We start from the raw sequence: 16,441 nt of genomic DNA on the forward strand, positions 1-16,441 counted from the left end.
GAGATACCTTGGAGGGTATGTAAGGTTCGAGTCAGGCCTCGAGACCAGCGTCTCCGTGAGGAGCCACGCTATCGACTGCTCGTTGCGGCGGCGGCATGCACGACACCTACACCTGGGGTGGGCTCGTGCACCGGCGGGGACATAAACCCCGTCCCGTTGGCCAGCTTGGCGATGCGGTCGAGGAAGATATTGCGAGGGGCGTGCCAGGTTTCAAAATCAGGATCAAAAATATTTTTATCTTATTGATTTATAAGCAATTTATTTTTTAGGTCGTGAATTTTCGGCTCCTCCGCCCCCACATGAATCAATTTATTTATATATGATGAGATACGTATTTATCTTTTGAGCTAAACAGACATGGGCAAACGCAGCGTCGCCATCGGCTTTCTCGGAACCACCCTTGATCGCAACGGCAAGGGCGCGGCGCGCTGGCAGCGCTGGCGACCGACCATCAGCCTGTGCCAGCAAGCGCACACGCCTATCGATCGCCTGGAACTGATCCACGGCACCAGCGCCCGCGATCTGGGCCTGGCCGAGCGCATACGTGACGACATCCAAAGCATCTCGCCACACACCGAGGTGCGCCTGCAGCCCATGGTCCTGCGCAATCCCTGGGACTTCGAGGAGGTCTATAGCGCGCTGCACGACTTTGCCAGCGCCTACCCTTTCGATACCGAGCACGAGGACTACCTGGTCCACATCACCACCGGCACCCACGTGGCGCAGATCTGCTGGTTCCTGCTTACCGAAGCGCGCTACCTGCCGGCGCGGCTGATCCAGACCTCGCCAGCCCGCGGCAAGGAGGACACCGCCGACCCGGCCGGCACCAGCACGCTGATTGACCTCGACCTGTCGCGCTACGATCACATCGCCTCACGCTTCCAACGCGAGCAGGCCGACAGCCTGAACTTTCTCAAGGCCGGTATCGCCACCCGCAACGCCGCCTTCAACCGCTCCATCGAGCAGATCGAACGAGTGGCCCTGCGCTCGCGGGCACCGATGCTGCTGGTCGGCCCTACCGGCGCCGGTAAATCCTTCCTGGCCCGGCGCATCTATGAACTCAAGCGCGGCCGCCACCAACTGGAGGGCCGCTTTGTTGAAGTGAACTGCGCCACCTTGCGCGGCGACGGCGCCATGTCGGCGCTGTTTGGCCACAGTAAAGGCGCCTTCACCGGCGCCCAGAATGCCCGCGACGGTTTGCTGCGCGCCGCCGATGGCGGCATGTTGTTCCTCGATGAAATCGGCGAGCTGGGCGCCGACGAGCAGGCCATGCTGCTCAAGGCCATCGAAGAAAAGCGCTTCTTCCCGCTGGGTTCGGACCGCGAAGTGGAAAGCGACTTCCAACTGATCGCCGGTACCCACCGCGACCTGCGCAGCCGGGTGGCCGAAGGGCTGTTTCGTGAAGACCTGTACGCCCGCATCAACCTCTGGACCTTCGAGCTGCCGGGCCTGGCCGGGCGCCGCGAAGACATCGAGCCAAACATCGATTTCGAACTGCAGCGCCATGCCCGCGAGCAGAACCGCCAGGTGCGCTTCAACCTTGAAGCCAAGCGCCGCTACCTGGCCTTTGCCAACTCGCTACAAGCCCGCTGGGCCGGCAACTTCCGCGAGCTGTCGGCCTCGATCACGCGCATGGCGACCCTGGCCGACAGCGGGCGCATCGACGAAGCGCTGGTGCTGGAGGAGATCGGGCGCCTGCAACGCGCCTGGGGCCTGGAGCAGGGAGCGAATCCGCTGGATGCATTGCTCGGCGACAAGGCGCTGGACCAGTTCGACCGCCTGCAACTGCACGCCGTGCTTAATGTATGCCGCAACGCCCGCACCCTGTCCGAGGCCGGGCGCCAGCTGTTCGATGTGTCGCGCCTGGAGAAAGACAAGCCCAACGATGCCGACCGCTTGCGCAAGTACCTGGCGCGCTTTGGCCTGGACTGGAATCAACTCAAGGACTGACCAGGGTGCTAGAATTCGCGCCCTCTTCGGCCGCACCTGGCCGAGCACTACCGAAAAAGGACTCTCGGCCATGTCATTGCTGACAGCTACCCGCCTGCACCTCTGCTCCTTCGGCCTGCTGGCCGGCCTCAGCCTCGCTGCCACCACCGCCTACGCCGACGAAGCCACCGACCAGGCCCTGCACAAGGGCCGCTGGCAAGGCATGGCCGCCATGGCCAACCTGTACCTCAACGACGCCACCCCGGCCGAGTTCATGGACGCCGGCGACAAGGAAAAGAGCGAGCACGACAACTATGCCGGCGCCCTGGCCTTCTACCTGACTGCCGCCCGCCTGGACCCGAAGAATGCCTTCGCCGCCTACCAAGCCGCTGCCGCGCTGTCGTCCATGGACAGCCCGGAACTGGCCGCGCAGTACCTCGACGAAGCCCGCGAGCGCGGTTTCTGGCAAGCTGTGATCCTCAAGGAAGACGACGAGCTGGAGCCAATGAAAAATGACCCGGCCTACCAGAAGCTGCTGCAGGCCGCCGAGAAAAACTACCCGACCCAGGCCAAGGACGCCGGCCTCGCTGCGTTCAGCATTCCTGAAGGCAAGGCGCCGGCCGGCGGCTGGCCGGTGGTGGTATGGCTGGCAGGCTTCGGCACCGAAGGCGTCAATGGCACCAACATGCGTGCTGACCTGGTCGGCGACAAGGCGGTGCTGGTGGCATTGAATGGCACCCTCAAGCGTGATGCGCACCAGTTCATGTGGCAGCAGCATTCGGTTGAGCCGACCGAACAGGCGGTAGCCGCAGCCCTGAAGAAACTGGAAAAAGACACCCGCATCGACCGCTCGAAAGTCGCCCTGATCGGCTTCTCCCAAGGTGCCGAACACGCGGCGCACCTGATCGCCCAGTACCCGCAGAACTACAGCGGCGCAGTACTGTTGTCGCCAGGCGGCTTCAAGATCCCGTTCACCGTGCAGAAGGCCAAGGACAAGCGCCTAGTCGTGGTCCACGGTGCCCAGGAGCATGAAAGCAACCTGCAACTGACCGCTACCACCGAGAAAGCCTTCGCCAGCAACAACAAGGTGCAGAGCCATGAACACCCTGAAGGGCACACCTTCCAGGATGACTGGCGCAAGGTCTACCCAGGCTACCTGGATTACGCCCTGGGCCTGTGAGGTCCGAATTAGACCTAGGTCGTAAGGCTGGGACTTGCAAACCTGATGGCACTCTGATGTATGCTTGGCCGGTCTTCAGGGCGGGGTGCAAGTCCCCACCGGCGGTAAATCGAAAGATGAGCCCGCGAGCGCCTCGGCCTTTGGCCGAGGGTCAGCAGATCTGGTGAGACTCCAGAGCCGACGGTCATAGTCCGGATGAAAGAAGGCGTCAGGTCAGGGCCAAAATGCGCCCTGGCGCACGCATTTTGTTCGCCCTGAAACGTTCATCGATCACTTACGAGGAGCGTTTCATGTCCCCTTTGCACCGCAAGCAATTCCCTAACGTCGCTGCTGCTGTCGCCGCCTACCAGGCCGGTAAACCCGTGCTGTTGCTGGATGACGACGACCGCGAGGACGAGGCGGATATCATTGCCGCCGCCGAAAACATCAGCCTGGAAACCATGGCCATGATGATCCGCGATTGCAGCGGTATCGTCTGCCTGTGCCTGGATGAAACCACCGTTGACGAGCTGTCGCTGGCGCCGATGGTGCCGAACAACCGCGCGCGCCATGGCACCGGTTTCACCGTGACCATCGAAGCGGCTGAAGGTGTGTCCACCGGTGTCTCGGCCCAGGACCGCATCACCACCATCCAGGCCGCACTGGACTCGACCAGCGCAGACATGCGCATTGTCAGCCCTGGCCATGTGTTCCCCCTGCGCTCGCGCGATGGCGGCGTACTCACCCGCCGCGGCCACACCGAAGGCTCGGTAGACCTCGCACGCCTGGCGGGCTTGCGCCCGGCAGCGGTGCTCTGTGAACTGATGAACCCCGACGGCAGCATGGCTCGTGGTGAGCAGGTGGCGGTGTACGCCAAGCAATACTCGCTGCCGGTTCTGACCATTGACGAGCTGGCGCGCTACCGCCAGGCAGCGCTGACCCCGGCACTGGAAAGCGCCTGAAAAATTTGTGTTCGAGAAAATTTACAGCCTTGCAGACAGCTACTAAGGTGAATGCAGAGGTGTGAATCGCGGCTGATTCAAGGCAGCCGTATCGTGCTGAGCGGGTGCAGTGACATGCACCCGGATCTGCCTCTATTGAAGAGGCGGGAAGACGACTTCATGGGGCCCCGCAAGCCAACCCGAGGTTGTCCCCGCCTCTATTTTTTTCTGCCTTACTTCAAGCCCAGCTGCGTGCGCAAAAAGTCATGCAGGCCTGCAGCGCTTTTCTTGTAGCCGTCCGCAGTCAGGTGCACCAGATCCCCCCGGGCCAGGCCCGAAGCCTGCCAGCCGGCAATTGAGCACTGCCCCCCCATGTACGCTTGCCAGTCCCAGAACAGGGCATTGGCCTGCTTGGCCGCCTGACGCTGGATACGGATCACCTGGGCCAGTTGCTGCGGTTGGCGCGCGGCGCAGCTGCGTGCCTTGCGCTGCTTGATCGAGTCCGGCGGACCAACCAGCAGCACCACTGCCCGCGGCAGGTCCTGGCGCAGGCGCTTGAGGGTATTGCGCAGTTGCGTCTGGTACAGGGCGAGGTCAAGGGTGTCATCGAAGGCTTCGTTGGTGCCGTAGGCAAGAATCACCAGGTCCGGGCGCAGGGTCTTGAGGTTGTCCTGCCAGCCAGCCTGCCACTTGTCTTGCACCTCAAGGCGCGCGCCATTGATGCCCAGCGCCGAATAGATCACCCCGGCATTCTTCTGGCCCTGGATATACCAGCCACCCAGCAGCGTGCCGGGCCGGCTGTTGAGGGTCAGGTCCAGCGGCAGGCCAAGGTTGCCGACCTGCGGGCCGAAACGCCATTGCCCGCCGGTTGCCGCCAGCATGCGCTGGTTGCGCCCGCGGCCGTCGCGCAGCACCAGGGTGCTGCTCTCCCGTGCCTGGTACAGGGCCTGGACTCGATAGCGCTGCGCAGTGGGCTCACGAGCCTCGATACGCACGCTGGGGTTGGCCGCCATCGGCACCGACAAGTACCCCCCGAGCGGGAACTGGGTACTCTGCTGATTACGTGCCGACACCAGCTCCCACTGACGCTTGGCAGTTTTCAGAATGACCTGCTCATAGCGGGTGCCCGACACGGGCGTGGCGGCGATCAGGCCGATACCACCGTCGCCATAACGCGCTTGCAACAAGCGACGCATCTCGCCGCTGAACAGGTCTGCGGCGGTGTGCGAGTCGCCAAACTGGATGATATTGATTGGCGCGCGATTGGCGTTCTTGAACTTGCCCGCCAGCACCGCCAGGTTGCCATCGACGCGGTGGGTCGGGGCCTTGGCCGCCGAGGTGGCGGGCCTGGCCGTGGTATTGACCGCCGCCACCGGGCTACAGCCCGGCAGCGCACAGATCAGCAGGGCCAGCCCCAGAATGTTGTGCAGTCGACGCATCAGTGTCCCGTTACAGTGAGGCCGGGAAAGGCGATCATCGAGAGAATTCGTTCCGAGATCAGCTTCTGTCCGGTGGTGGTGAAATGAATGCCGTCATCGACCCGGGTCTTGATCCGCTTGCCCTGGCTGTTCTGCAAGGTATAGGAGAAGCTGTCGTCGTTGTAACCGAGCACCGGGTTGGCCGAGACGTAATGCTGTTGATACAGGCCGGTCTGCTGCTCATAGAGCCCGCTCAGGTAAGCCATGGCAGTAGACAGCTTGGGCTTTTGCATGTTCGGCGGGCCGACCCAGATCACCTGCACATTGTGCGCGCGGGCCTGGTCGAGGATCGAATCGATACGCTGGCGGTAGGTGACTTCCCACTCCGGCGATTTGAAACGCAAAAACGGCTTGCCCTTGCCCTGGGGCATGTCCCAGGGGTCGTTGGGGCCGAGGAAGATTACCATCAGGCGAATGTTCGGCTCGCTTTCCAGGGTCTTGGCCACGGTCTGCGGCCAGTTGAAGAACCCAGGATAGGCCAGGCCAGTGCTTTGCCGGCTGAGATTGACGCTCTTGATCTGGTAGCGCTTGCGCAGGCTGTTGGCCAGGTGCGGAGCAACGCCCTGCATCAGCGAATCGCCAACCAGGAATACTTCATCGCCGGCCGCCAGGGACACCACGGTACCCGCTTGCAAGGGCGCCTGGGCGACCTGCGCTGCAGGTGCAGGTGCAGGTGCAGGTGCAACAGCAGGTGCCGCGACCTTGACCGCAGCCGGCTTGCTGACGGGGGCGGGGACGGCAACCGGCGGCTTGTCCAGGTGCACCGCAACCACCTGAACCGGCGCGGGCAGTTCGACGGTGTCGCTGGCCTCAACCTTGGCCACCAGCACCGGCTCGCTACGTTTCTCCAGGCTGTCGATGAAGCTGTCGCGGGCATCGCCCAGGGCATGGGTCAGGTTGCCACCCAGGCGCCAGGCCGGGCTCTGCCCGAGCACCGGCAATTCGCAGCTCTGGTGATACTTCTGCTGGCAATACAGGCTGATCGAATCCTGGTTCAGCCAGAACAGCAACAGGGTGGTGATGACAATGGCGTACAGGGCCTTGGCCGCGCCAGTTTGCGCGGCCAGCAAACGACCGGCATTAGAAGCTTGCATAGATGAACCCCGGCACGCCCGATTGCGAAGCAAAAATGACCAAGGAAATGAACAACCCCAGCGGTATCGGATACAGCTGCCAGGGCAAGCGCGTGGTGGTTGCGAAAAACTGGCGCAGCAGCGCCAGCAACTGCGGGTAGACAGCGACATACAGCACGCTCACCAGCAACAGCAGGCCGGTGCTGGAGAACAGCCCCTGAAGGCTCAGCCCGCCGATACCGGCGAGCATCTCCATGGCTTCATCGAGGCTCGCGCTGCGAAAGAAGATCCAGGCGAAGGCCACATAGTGGAAGGTCAGCAAGCGCGCCGCCAACCCCGCGCCCGGCCAGCGCATCGGCTGCGGCAAGATGTAGGTCGAGGCCTTGTACAGCGCCAGGCCGATACCGTGCAGCGCGCCCCAGATAATGAAATTGATGCTTGCCCCGTGCCACAGGCCGGAAATCAGCATCGCCAGCAGCATGTTCAGGTTGCCGCGCCACACGCCCTGGCGGTTACCACCCAGGGGGATGTAGACATAGTCGCGAATGAACAGCGACAGGCTGATATGCCAGCGCCCCCAGAACTCCTTGAGGTTGTGCGCGGCATAGGGGGCATTGAAGTTGTCAGGCAGGCGAAAGCCCAACAGCAAGGCGATGCCGGTAACCAGGTTGGTGTAGCCGCTGAAGTTGAAATAGATCAGGAAACTGTAGCCATACACGCTCAGCAGGATCTGCTCGGGCGAATAGCTGCCCGGGGTCTCGAACACCGGGTCGACCCATTCACTGGCCAGCCAGGCACTGCAAAAGAACAGCTTGACCACCGCCAGGGCGATCAGGCCCAGCGCCCGTTGCGGCTCCAGCACTTCACGGATGCGGCTCGAGCGAATCTGCGCCAGCATGTGGCTGGCGCGATTGACCGGGCCGGCAATCAGGCTGGGGAAGAACGCCAGGTACAGGGCCAGGTCAAACGCTGAGGCCGAGGGCATCTCGCGGCGGTTGATCGACACCAGGTAGCTGACCGAGTGAAAGGCATAGAACGACAGACCGATCGGCACCAGCACTTCCAGCACCGGCAGCGACACCTCCAGCCCGGCACTGGCCAGGGCGCCCTGCACGCCGCCGACAAAGAATTCCTGGTACTTGAACAGGTAGAAGCAACCCAGCACCAGCAGCAACACCAGCAAATAGCTGAAGCGCCGGCCGGGATAACGCTCACCGACCAGGCCGAGCAGGTACACCAAGGCACTGTAGCCAAGCAGGATATACAAGGAGTTGAAGCTGAAACTGGCCACCAGGCCATAACTGGCCGCCAGCAGCAGGACGTTCTGCAGGCGAACGCTCCAGCACAGGCTCCAGTAGACGATGAAAAACAGTGTGAAGCAGAGGCCGAACTCGATCGAAAGGAAGCTCACAACGTAGTCCATTACGTGACAACAGAAATAGGAGGCTTCACCGCGAGAAACCCGCGGGGTAAAGCGGGCGCGATTATGGCAGAGAGCCACAACCCCTCACAATGCGAGCTCTGCAGAAAAATCAAGACTTCACCGGCGGCCTTTGTGCAACAGAATGCGACGAAAGATCGCCCCTATCGATTTGCTCCCCCCGCCCCGCTCTGCTAGTGTCGCGCCGTTTATACTGCCACCGAGACAGCCGCCATGGCCCGAAAAAAAGCCTCCATTGATTTCGAGCAATCCCTCGCCGACCTGCAGGCCCTGGTCGAGCGCCTGGAGAACGGCGAGCTGTCGCTGGAAGACTCGCTGACCGCCTTTGAACAAGGCATCAGCCTGACCCGCGACTGCCAGAGCGCCCTGGCCCAGGCCGAACAGAAGGTTCAGGTATTGCTCGAGCGCGACGGAGAGCTGGCCGCCGAGCCGTTCGATGCGGACCAGCCAGAATGATCGGCGCATACCAGGCCAGCTGCCAGGCACGGGTCGACGCCGCCCTCGAGCAACTGTTTATCGCCCCCTCGGTGGAGCTCACCCGCCTGTATGAGGCCATGCGCTACAGCGTCATGAACGGCGGCAAACGGGTTCGCCCACTGCTCGCCTATGCCGCGTGCGAAGCCCTCGGCGCCGCCCCGGAACAGGCCAACGGCGCGGCCTGCGCGGTCGAGCTGATTCACGCCTATTCGCTGGTGCACGACGATTTGCCGGCCATGGACGACGACGACCTGCGCCGTGGCCAGCCAACCACCCACAAGGCTTTTGACGAAGCTTGCGCGATTCTCGCCGGTGACGGTCTGCAGAGCCTGGCCTTCAGCGCCCTGCTCGACCCGCAACTGAGCCCGCAGCAGGACAGCATCCGCCTGGCCATGGTCCAGGCCCTGGCGCTGGCGGCCGGCCCTGCCGGCATGGTCGGCGGCCAGGCCATCGACCTGGGTTCGGTGGGCCTCAAGCTCGACCAGACGGCGCTGGAGTTCATGCACCGGCACAAGACCGGCGCGCTGATCGAGGCCAGCGTCAAGCTCGGCGCCCTGGCCAGTGCCCGCGCCGACCAGACCCAGCTCAAGGCCCTGCAAACTTATGCACAGGCCATCGGCCTGGCCTTCCAGGTCCAGGACGATATCCTCGACGTCGAAAGCGACACCCAGACCCTGGGCAAGCGCCAGGGCGCCGACATCGCCCGCGACAAGCCGACCTACCCGGCCCTGCTCGGGCTCGACGCGGCCAAGGCCTACGCCCTGGAACTGCGCGACCAGGCCCTGCATGCCCTGCGTCCGTTTGACGCGGCGGCCGAGCCGCTGCGCGAGCTGGCGCGCTACATTGTCGAGCGCCGCAACTAAGCAGCACTGGTATCACCGAGCAAACCCCTGTGGGAGCAACTGTCTTGATCAGGCTGTTTGCACTCGCCAAGGGGTATTGTCCCGCAGCATTGCATTCAGCCTGACGATCAGCACCCGCATGCAGGCTACGAGGGCCACTTTGGCGCACTTGCCACGCTCCCGAAGTGCTTCGTAGCGTGCTTTAAATTCCGTGTTGTGGCGGATGATGATCCAGCTCGACATGTACAGAACTCGCCTTACATGCGCCCGCCCCCCCATATCTGGCGGTGCCCTCGATGGCTACCGCTATCGTTGTTGTAAGGCGCTACGCCCACCAGCGCGGCGATTTGACGGCGGTCCAACTGCCCCAGTTCAGGCAGTGAGGCGAGCAGATTTGCGGCGGTTACTCGACCGATTCCGCTCACCGCCAACAACTGACGCGCCCTGGTATCGTCAAGTTGCACCATCGCCTGGTCAATTTCTTCGTCGAGGCGTTTGATCAGCACTTTCAGCTGTTCTATGTGCTCATCAAAGTGGGCCATCACCATTGCCGAGCGGCATTGCAGGCGACGCCGCTTGTAGTCATCACGGCTCTGCACAAATTGGGCGCGCTGCTTCACCAGCTCTCGCAGCTCTTCGCGTTCAGGGCTGACCGGTTGGCCTTGAGGGGCGCTGAGGTGTGCAGTGAAGTCCGCAAGGACTTCGGCGTCGATCTTGTCGGTTTTGGCTTTTTTACCCATGGCATCGGCGAATTTTCGGGCACGGGCTGGGTTGATGCAGATGGTTTCGAAACCCGCTGAGCGCAATGCAATCAGCACCTCTTTCTCGTAGCCGCCGGTCGCTTCAATCAACACTCTGCTGATCTTGAAGTCCTTCAGTCGCCCGATCAGCACATCAAAGCCTGGGCGTTCATTGACTACTTCGAAGCGGATTTTCTGAGGTTTGATGCAGATTTCCAAAGTGGCTTTGGCAGTGTCGATTCCAACAGAAGACAACATGGCTGAACCCTCTTACACTCAGTTGTGAGAGCGCTCTGGCTTGGCCCACGCTTGTGATTCGAGAGGCGCTCAATCAACTGTTCGGGCTCGGGCCAGGGTGGAGAGGTGAATGGCAGCTTTGCTCCCACACGTGCTTTAAGCACTACCGGCGTACAGCTTGCCATTCACCGCTCTCACTTCTGATTCTATTCCTACCTAAAGACACAAGCCGGCATTGCCGGCGATAGGGGCCAAAAGCCCCTGCTCTACCAGTCAATGGGCAGCCAACACCGCAATAAGGTAAACTGCCGCCACTTCATATCTATAACGATTCGCCTGATGCCCACGACGTTTCAAGAGATCCCCCGCGAACGCCCGGTCACGCCGCTGCTTGACCGTGCCGATACGCCTGCCGGCCTGCGCCGCCTGGCTGAAGCCAACCTGGAGAGCCTGGCCGACGAGTTGCGCCAGGAATTGCTCTATACCGTTGGTCAGACCGGCGGGCATTTCGGTGCCGGCCTGGGCGTCATCGAGCTGACGATCGCCCTGCACTACGTCTTCGATACCCCGGACGATCGTCTGGTATGGGACGTCGGTCATCAGGCCTATCCGCACAAGATCCTCACCGGTCGCCGCCAGCGCATGCACACCCTGCGCCAGAAGGACGGCCTGGCCGCCTTCCCACGCCGCGCCGAAAGCGAGTACGACACCTTTGGTGTCGGTCACTCCAGCACCTCGATCAGTGCTGCCCTGGGCATGGCCATCGCCGCACGCCTGCAGAACGATCCGCGCAAGTCCATTGCCGTGATCGGCGACGGCGCACTGACCGCCGGCATGGCCTTCGAGGCGTTGAACCACGCCCAGGAAGTCGACGCCGACATGCTGGTGATCCTCAACGACAACGACATGTCGATTTCGCGCAATGTCGGTGGCCTGTCCAACTACCTGGCCAAGATCCTCTCCAGCCGCACCTACTCGAGCATGCGTGAGGGCAGCAAGAAGGTCCTCTCGCGCCTGCCGGGCGCCTGGGAAATCGCCCGCCGCACCGAAGAGTACGCCAAGGGCATGCTGGTACCCGGCACCCTGTTCGAAGAGCTGGGCTGGAACTACATCGGCCCGATCGATGGCCACGACCTGCCGACCCTGATCACCACCCTGCGCAACATGCGCGACCTCAAGGGGCCGCAGTTCCTGCACGTGGTGACCAAGAAGGGCAAGGGCTTCGCCCCGGCCGAAGTCGACCCGATCGGCTACCACGCGATCACCAAGCTCGAGCCTGTGGACAAACCCGCCGCCGCGCCGAAAAAAGCCGGCGGGCCAAAGTACTCCGCGGTATTCGGCCAATGGCTGTGCGACATGGCTGCGGCTGACCAGCGCCTGGTCGGCATCACCCCGGCCATGAAGGAAGGCTCCGACCTGGTGGCCTTCAGCGAGCGCTACCCGGATCGCTACTTCGACGTTGCCATTGCCGAACAGCACGCGGTAACCCTGGCGGCGGGCATGGCGTGCGAAGGTGCCAAGCCGGTGGTGGCGATCTATTCGACCTTCCTGCAGCGTGCCTACGACCAGTTGATCCACGACGTCGCGGTACAGAACCTCGACGTGCTGTTCGCCATCGACCGCGCCGGCCTGGTTGGCGAAGACGGTCCGACCCATGCGGGCAGCTTCGACCTGTCGTTCCTGCGTTGCATCCCCGGCATGCTGGTGATGACCCCGAGCGACGAGAACGAGCTGCGCAAGATGCTCAGCACCGGCCACCTGTACAACGGCCCGGCCGCCGTGCGCTACCCACGCGGCAGCGGCCCGAATGCGCCCATCGACAACAACCTCGAGCCGCTGGACATCGGCAAGGGCATCGTTCGCCGCCAGGGCAGCAAGGTCGCCCTGCTGGTATTCGGTGTGCAGTTGAGCGAAGCCCTGAAGGTTGCCGAGCAGATCGACGCCACCGTGGTCGACATGCGTTTCGTCAAACCGCTGGATGAGGCGCTGGTGCGTGAAATCGCCGGCAGCCACGACCTGCTGGTGACCATCGAAGAGAACGCCATCATGGGCGGCGCTGGTGCTGCGGTGAGCGAGTTCCTCGCCCGCGAAGCCGTGCTCAAGCCGATGCTGCACCTGGGCCTGCCGGATGTGTATGTCGAGCATGCCAAGCCTGCACAGATGCTCGCCGAATGCGGCCTGGATGCTGCCGGGATCGAGGCTTCGGTGCGTCAGCGGATGCAACTGCTCGGTCTGTGATCTTCGGGGCCTTAACCGGCCTCATCGCTGGCAAGCCAGCTCCCACAAGTACAGCACATGCAGAACCTGTGGGAGCTGGCTTGCCAGCGATAGCAATGGAACTGCCCATGAAATCCCTGCGCCTGGTAGCCCCACTCCTGCTATTGCCGACCACCCTGCTGGCCGAGCCCATCGACCGCGAAAGCGCCCTGAAGCTGCCCAACACGCTCATCAGCGCCAACCGCCAGGTCGAAGACCGCAGCCAAACCAGCGCCGCCAACACCGTGTTCACCCGTGACGACATCGATCGCCTGCAGCCTTCCAGCGTCACTGACCTGCTGACCCGGGTACCCGGCGTTCAGGTCTCGCGCACCGGCGGGCGCGGCAGCTTGCCCGGCATTTTCATTCGCGGCACCAAGTCGGCCCAGAGCCTGGTGCTGGTCGATGGTGTGCGCATCGCCAACACCTCGTCCGGCGACAGTGGCCTGCAGTTTCTCAATATCGATCAGATCGAGCGGGTCGAAGTGTTGCGTGGTTCGCGCTCGGCGATCTACGGCAGCGATGCGATTGGCGGGGTGATCCAGATCTTTACCCGCCGCGCCAGCAAGCCCGGCCTGCAACCCCGCTTGCACCTGGCCGCTGGCAGCAACAAGACCTGGCAACGTGACGTCGGCCTCTCGGGCGGCGATGAACGCACCCGTTTCAACCTCGCCGCCGGCCTGGACGAAACCGCCGGCATCAACGCCACCCGCGAGTCCTTCGCCGCCAACGGCGATCACGATGCCTACCGCAACAAGAGCCTGAGCCTGAACCTCAGCCATGTCGCCAGCGACTCGCTGGAACTGGGCCTGAACTGGCTCGACAGCCGCGGCCGCAGCGAATACGACAACCTGTTCGGCGACCACAGCCAGCCCTATACCGATTTCAACCTCAGCAGCATCGGCACCTATGCCGACGCTCAGCTCAGCGATATCTGGCATTCACGCCTGGAACTGGGCCACAGCGAGAACCGCGACACCAAGCGCGACACATTGCAACCAGGCGGTAGCGAGTTCAACACCTACCGTGACTCGGTCAACTGGCAGAACGACCTGAGCCTCGACGAGCGCAACAACCTGCTGCTCGGTGGCGATTGGTACCAGGATCGCCTGCACGCCAGCACGCCCCTGGAACAAGACAGCCGCTGGAACCGCGCTGCTTTCGTGCAACATCGCTACAAGGGCGACAGCTTCAGCAGCGAAGTGGGCGTGCGCCGCGACCAGAACCAGCAGTTCGGTAGCCAGAACAGCTGGAGCGCCAGCCTCGGCCTGCCGCTCAACGCCGACAACGACCTGCTGCTGTCCTACAGCGAAGGCTTGCGCGCACCGACTTTCAACGACCTCTACTACCCGGACTTCGGCAACCCCGACCTCAAGCCCGAACGCTCGAAAAGCTACGAGTTGCAATGGCGCAGCCAACTGAGCGAGACCACCCGGCTGGAGACCTCGCTGTACCGCACGGACCTGCGCAATGCGATCTCCCTGGGCCCCAACTTCATTCCGCACAACGTGGGCTCGGCACGCATCAACGGTTTCGAAGCCAGTCTGCATCAGGAGTGGTTCGGCTGGCAGAGCAACCTCGGCGTGGCGCTGATCGACCCGCGTGACCGCGATTCCGGGCACACCCTGGAACGCCGCGCCCGCCGCACCCTGAGCCTGGACCTGGATCGCCAGTTCGATCGCCTGGGGCTCGGCGCCAGCTGGCAGGCGGTCAGCAGCAGTTACGCCGACGCGGACAACACCAAGACGCTGGCTGGCTACGGTTTGCTTGGGTTACGCAGCAGTTGGAGCCTCAGCCGCGAGCTCCGCCTGGAGCTCAAGGCCGATAACCTGCTGGATAAAACCTACAGCCGTGCGCAGTACAGCTATGGCGCAGGCTACCGCGACTACCGCGAAGAGGGCCGCACCTGGCTGCTGGGCGTCACTTGGACACCGGCACTTTAGCCTGCAGCAGCGCACACAGCTTCGCCGTCGCTTCGATCATCTGCCCGCTGGGGCGCTCCAGGCCTTTATCCGGCACCTGCAGCAGCAGACCGTCACGCACTGCCGCGACCTGCGGCCAGGCCTTCCAGGCATCGAGCTGGGGCTGATCGGCGGCGAGGATAACCTGGGGATTACGCGCCAGCACGGTCTCAAGGTTGACCTGTGGCGCCGGCTGGGTGAGATCGGCAAACAGGTTGCGCGCGCCGCAGACGCTCAAGGCATCGGAGATGATCTGGTAACCACCGACGGTATACAGCGGCTTGTCCCAGACCTGATAGAACACCGTCAGTGGCCGCTCGCGACGGTACTGCTGGCGCAGCGCGGCAAGGCGCTGGCGCAGGGCAACGGACAACTGCGCGCCCTGCGCCTTGCGCCCGATCCGCACGCCAATCTCGTCGACCTGGGAAACCAGGTCATCCAGCTCGTGGACGTCGACGCTGTAGAGCGGAATACCAAGACGTTCAAGCTGCTCACGCTGAGCCGCCGGCACGCTGCCCGGCCAGTACAGCACCAGGTCCGGGCGCACGCTGAGCAGGCGCTCCATGTCCAGCTGGCCGTAGCGGCCAACCAACGGCACATCGCTCAATTGCGCAGGACGCTCCCTCCACTCGGCCATGCCCACCAGCAGATCGCCGGCCTGCAGGTCGAGGAGGATTTCGCTGATCGAAGGCGCCAGGCTGACCACCCGCGGCGCCGCCGCCAGCGGCATGCCGAGGGCTAGCAGCAACAGCCACAGGTAGCGGCGCATCAGCCGAGCTGGCGAGGGATACGGTAGAGGTAGAGCAGGACCACGCTGGAGATCGCCAGGAGAACCTGTGGCACCGCCTCAAGGCCGACGAACACCGACAGCGCGGCGACCCAGGCCGGCAGGCAACCGAACAGCATGCCCAGGCGCCGGATGCGCGCCAGCTCGATCCAGGCGCCAGGCTCGTCATCACTGTTCAAGCTTTTCTGGGTGGCAATCAGCGCATGCTTGTAGGCGCCAAAGCGCGGCAGGCTGAGGAACATCGACGCCACGCCGGCGATGAACATCGGCATGGCCAGGATCGGGATCAGCGCCTGCAGGTCAGCAAAGGCCCAGGCAAACACCAGCAATGGCGCCAGCGCCACCGCCAGGTACTGCCACCAGGCCAGTTGCAGACGGCGACGCACCTCGGCGCGGGTCACGCCCGTCCGGCCTCGCCCTGGTGCTCGTTGCCCATCATGTGGCCGAGCTTGCCGGCTTTGGTCGCCAGGTAGTGTTTGTTATGCGGGTTGTGGCCGGTGTGCAGCGGCACGCGCTCGGCAACCGGGATACCCATGCCGGTGAGGGCCTTGACCTTGCGCGGGTTGTTGGTCATCAGCCGCAGCGACTTGACCCCCAGGTGCTCGAGCATCGGCTGGCACATACCATAGTCACGCTGGTCGGCAGCAAAGCCCAGGCGCTCGTTGGCTTCGACGGTATCGGCGCCGCCATCTTGCAGCTCGTAGGCGCGGATCTTGTTCAGAAGGCCAATACCACGGCCCTCCTGGCGCAGGTACAGCAGCACGCCGCGGCCTTCGCGGGCGATTGCCTGCAGGGCCGCCTCGAGTTGCGAACCGCAGTCACAGCGCTGGCTGAACAAGGCATCGCCGGTCAGGCATTCGGAATGCAGGCGCCCCAGCACCGGCTGCCCGTCGGCCACATCACCCAGGCTGAGCACGACGTGCTCGCGGCCGGTGGCTTCATCGAGAAAACCATGCATAGTGAAGGTCGCAAACGGGGTAGGCAGCTTGGAAGCGGCAACAAAAACGACGGGCACGTTGTGCTCCTGATCAGTAACTTGAAAATTGACGTGGGCCGATTGTATCAGCAGCGTGGCGCGGCTGCTTAGGCTGAATTACTGGGCAAACAGATCGAGAAGTTC

14 protein-coding genes, 1 pseudogene and 1 riboswitch are annotated in these 16,441 nt (G+C 63.2%); of the genes and pseudogenes, 8 read left to right on the forward strand and 7 right to left on the reverse strand.

The features are described 5' to 3' along the window. The first annotated feature begins 95 nt into the window (after positions 1 to 95). The 4 genes from KHO53_RS07320 to ribB all read left to right on the forward strand — a co-directional run bounded on the left by KHO53_RS07320 (position 96) and on the right by ribB (position 4,050). Positions 96 to 269, forward strand: coding sequence for a hypothetical protein (locus KHO53_RS07320; protein WP_213570146.1), 174 nt, complete (start codon positions 96 to 98; stop codon positions 267 to 269). 88 nt (positions 270 to 357) lie between these two features. Then, positions 358 to 1,950: an RNA repair transcriptional activator RtcR gene (gene rtcR, locus KHO53_RS07325; protein ID WP_213570147.1), complete on the forward strand. Its 1,593-nt coding sequence runs from the start codon at positions 358 to 360 to the stop codon at positions 1,948 to 1,950. A gap of 70 nt (positions 1,951 to 2,020) precedes the next feature. After that, positions 2,021 to 3,109, forward strand: a complete 1,089-nt coding sequence (locus tag KHO53_RS07330) for an alpha/beta hydrolase (RefSeq protein WP_159389214.1) — start codon at positions 2,021 to 2,023, stop codon at positions 3,107 to 3,109. 67 nt (positions 3,110 to 3,176) lie between these two features. Next, positions 3,177 to 3,320, forward strand: a riboswitch (FMN riboswitch). 79 nt (positions 3,321 to 3,399) lie between these two features. Continuing rightward, positions 3,400 to 4,050, forward strand: coding sequence for a 3,4-dihydroxy-2-butanone-4-phosphate synthase (gene ribB / locus KHO53_RS07335; RefSeq protein WP_026001301.1), 651 nt, complete (start codon positions 3,400 to 3,402; stop codon positions 4,048 to 4,050). Between the two features lie 212 nt (positions 4,051 to 4,262). On the opposite strand, the gene KHO53_RS07340 is transcribed toward ribB, so the two are convergent. The 3 genes from KHO53_RS07340 to KHO53_RS07350 are packed head-to-tail and all read right to left on the reverse strand — an operon-like array spanning position 4,263 to position 7,991. Beyond that, on the reverse strand, positions 4,263 to 5,468 hold the full coding sequence (locus KHO53_RS07340; RefSeq protein WP_036996989.1) for an SGNH/GDSL hydrolase family protein: 1,206 nt from the start codon (positions 5,466 to 5,468) through the stop codon (positions 4,263 to 4,265). Beyond that, positions 5,468 to 6,601, reverse strand: coding sequence for an SGNH/GDSL hydrolase family protein (locus tag KHO53_RS07345; RefSeq protein WP_036996990.1), 1,134 nt, complete (start codon positions 6,599 to 6,601; stop codon positions 5,468 to 5,470). Before KHO53_RS07345 ends, KHO53_RS07340 begins: the two co-directional genes overlap by 1 nt. After that, complete coding sequence (locus KHO53_RS07350) at positions 6,588 to 7,991, reverse strand: MBOAT family O-acyltransferase (RefSeq protein ID WP_010222855.1); 1,404 nt, start codon at positions 7,989 to 7,991, stop codon at positions 6,588 to 6,590. The genes KHO53_RS07345 and KHO53_RS07350 overlap by 14 nt, the downstream gene beginning before the upstream one ends. A 243-nt stretch (positions 7,992 to 8,234) precedes the next feature. Here KHO53_RS07350 and KHO53_RS07355 point away from each other — a divergent pair, with 243 nt between their 5' ends. Continuing rightward, positions 8,235 to 8,477, forward strand: coding sequence for an exodeoxyribonuclease VII small subunit (locus KHO53_RS07355; protein ID WP_036996992.1), 243 nt, complete (start codon positions 8,235 to 8,237; stop codon positions 8,475 to 8,477). Beyond that, positions 8,474 to 9,361 carry a (2E,6E)-farnesyl diphosphate synthase gene (gene ispA / locus KHO53_RS07360; protein ID WP_036996993.1) on the forward strand — a complete coding sequence of 296 codons (888 nt, stop codon included), beginning with the start codon at positions 8,474 to 8,476 and terminating at the stop codon, positions 9,359 to 9,361. The genes KHO53_RS07355 and ispA overlap by 4 nt, the downstream gene beginning before the upstream one ends. A gap of 48 nt (positions 9,362 to 9,409) precedes the next feature. On the opposite strand, the pseudogene KHO53_RS07365 reads toward ispA, so the two are convergent. Then, positions 9,410 to 10,338, reverse strand: a pseudogene (locus KHO53_RS07365) (IS110 family transposase). A 318-nt stretch (positions 10,339 to 10,656) separates the two neighbouring features. Here KHO53_RS07365 and dxs point away from each other — a divergent pair. Both dxs and KHO53_RS07375 read left to right on the forward strand, forming a co-directional pair. Then, a complete protein-coding gene (dxs, locus tag KHO53_RS07370) occupies positions 10,657 to 12,555 on the forward strand; it encodes a 1-deoxy-D-xylulose-5-phosphate synthase (RefSeq protein WP_213570148.1) in 1,899 nt (632 codons plus the stop codon). Positions 12,556 to 12,662: 107 nt separating this feature from the next. Further along, the gene (locus KHO53_RS07375) at positions 12,663 to 14,516 is read left to right on the forward strand and encodes a TonB-dependent receptor domain-containing protein (protein WP_213570149.1); all 1,854 of its coding nucleotides are present in this window, start codon (positions 12,663 to 12,665) and stop codon (positions 14,514 to 14,516) included. Here KHO53_RS07375 and KHO53_RS07380 read toward each other — a convergent pair. From KHO53_RS07380 to ribA, 3 genes are read right to left on the reverse strand one after another with little or no spacing between them, the layout of a single operon-like run. After that, complete coding sequence (locus tag KHO53_RS07380; protein ID WP_010222850.1) at positions 14,494 to 15,303, reverse strand: cobalamin-binding protein; 810 nt, start codon at positions 15,301 to 15,303, stop codon at positions 14,494 to 14,496. The two genes, KHO53_RS07375 and KHO53_RS07380, sit on opposite strands and share 23 nt — an antisense overlap. Continuing rightward, the gene (locus KHO53_RS07385) at positions 15,303 to 15,722 is read right to left on the reverse strand and encodes a hypothetical protein (RefSeq protein WP_010222849.1); all 420 of its coding nucleotides are present in this window, start codon (positions 15,720 to 15,722) and stop codon (positions 15,303 to 15,305) included. Before KHO53_RS07385 ends, KHO53_RS07380 begins: the two co-directional genes overlap by 1 nt. After that, positions 15,719 to 16,336 carry a GTP cyclohydrolase II gene (ribA, locus tag KHO53_RS07390; protein WP_010222848.1) on the reverse strand — a complete coding sequence of 206 codons (618 nt, stop codon included), beginning with the start codon at positions 16,334 to 16,336 and terminating at the stop codon, positions 15,719 to 15,721. The genes KHO53_RS07385 and ribA overlap by 4 nt, the downstream gene beginning before the upstream one ends. Positions 16,337 to 16,441: the final 105 nt, after the last annotated feature.

The sequence above is a fragment of the Pseudomonas sp. RC2C2 genome, from assembly GCF_018390435.1.
In the GTDB taxonomy this organism is placed as follows: Bacteria; Pseudomonadota; Gammaproteobacteria; order Pseudomonadales; family Pseudomonadaceae; genus Aquipseudomonas; species Aquipseudomonas donghuensis.